This is a genomic window from Streptococcus mitis (assembly GCF_001579035.1).
Classification (GTDB): Bacteria; Bacillota; Bacilli; order Lactobacillales; family Streptococcaceae; genus Streptococcus; species Streptococcus mitis_J.
The window spans coordinates 89,231-90,800 of the sequence record NZ_KQ970288.1 but is presented as its reverse complement, the minus strand read 5'-3'; the positions used below and the strand labels follow the sequence as shown (position 1 = coordinate 90,800).

2 protein-coding genes are annotated in these 1,570 nt (G+C 38.9%); both read left to right on the top strand.

Annotated features, from left to right (window positions below):
• Positions 1–221: 221 nt before the first annotated feature.
• A complete protein-coding gene (locus SMIDD26_RS06610; RefSeq protein ID WP_001049320.1) occupies positions 222–734 on the top strand; it encodes an adenine phosphoribosyltransferase in 513 nt (170 codons plus the stop codon).
• A gap of 182 nt (positions 735–916) precedes the next feature.
• On the top strand, positions 917–1,570 hold a 654-nt coding region (locus SMIDD26_RS06605; RefSeq protein WP_061439616.1), incomplete at its 3' end, for a homoserine O-acetyltransferase/O-succinyltransferase family protein.

Genomic DNA, 1,570 nt, shown 5'->3' with positions numbered 1-1,570 from the left:
CTTAAAAATGAAAATAAAATCTGTTTTTCTGAAACTGGTTTTGGTTTTTAGAAATTATTCCCAAGTTTCTGGAATAGATTTTTATTTACAAAAGTAACGAAACTGCTATTTTTGGTCAAAAAAAAGGTCACAGCGTAAATGATTCAAATATTGTTTTCTCTTTCTTCTTTACTAGAAAATATGGTATAATAGAGAGTAAAAACTTTGAAAGAAAGAAAAAGATGAATTTAAAAGATTACATTGCAACAATTGAAAATTATCCAAAGGAAGGGATTACCTTCCGTGATATTAGTCCTTTGATGGCTGATGGAAATGCTTATAGCTATGCTGTTCGTGAAATCGTTCAGTATGCTACTGACAAGAAAATTGACATGGTTGTAGGGCCTGAGGCTCGTGGATTTATCGTGGGCTGTCCAGTTGCCTTTGAGTTGGGAATTGGTTTTGCGCCTGTTCGTAAGCCAGGTAAATTGCCACGCGAAGTCATTTCTGCTGACTATGAAAAAGAGTACGGTGTTGATACCTTGACTATGCATGCGGATGCCATCAAGCCAGGTCAACGTGTTCTTATCGTGGATGACCTCTTGGCAACAGGTGGAACTGTTAAGGCAACCATCGAGATGATTGAAAAACTTGGTGGTGTTGTAGCAGGTTGTGCCTTCCTTGTTGAATTGGATGAATTGAACGGCCGTGAAAAAATCGGTGACTACGATTACAAGGTTCTTATGCATTATTAATCAAAAACAGTCCCTAGGGCTGTTTTCTCTACATTAGGATATAAAAATAGACTATAGCTAGTTAGAGAAAAAGTATAATTGAAAACTATATCTTCTTGCAGTATAATAAAAGGACTAGGTGTTTGAGATTTGGCTTCAAACATATGCAATGATTCCTGAAAGAGTACAGTTAGGAGAGGGTTATGCCGATTCGAATTGATAAAAAATTACCAGCTGTTGAGATTTTGCGGACAGAGAATATCTTTGTCATGGATGATCAACGTGCTGCCCACCAAGATATTCGCCCTTTGAAGATTTTAATTTTAAATCTCATGCCACAGAAAATGGTCACAGAAACCCAGTTGTTGCGCCATTTGGCTAATACACCCCTGCAACTGGATATTGATTTTCTCTATATGGAAAGTCATCGATCTAAAACAACTCGTTCAGAGCACATGGAGACCTTTTATAAAACCTTTCCTGAAGTCAAGGATGAGTATTTTGATGGGATGATTATCACGGGTGCTCCAGTTGAGCATTTACCATTTGAGGAAGTGGATTATTGGGAAGAATTTAGCCAGGTGCTTGAGTGGTCCAAGACCCATGTCTATTCGACCCTTCATATCTGTTGGGGTGCTCAGGCTGGGCTTTATCTGCGCTATGGAGTGGAAAAATACCAGATGAACAGTAAGTTATCGGGTATCTACCCTCAGGACACCTTAAAGGAAGGTCATCTTCTTTTTAGAGGCTTTGACGATAGCTACGTAGCTCCTCATTCTCGGCATACGGAGATTTCTAAGGAAGAGATTCTGAATAAGACCAATCTCGAGATTTTATCAGAGGGACCTCAGGTTGGG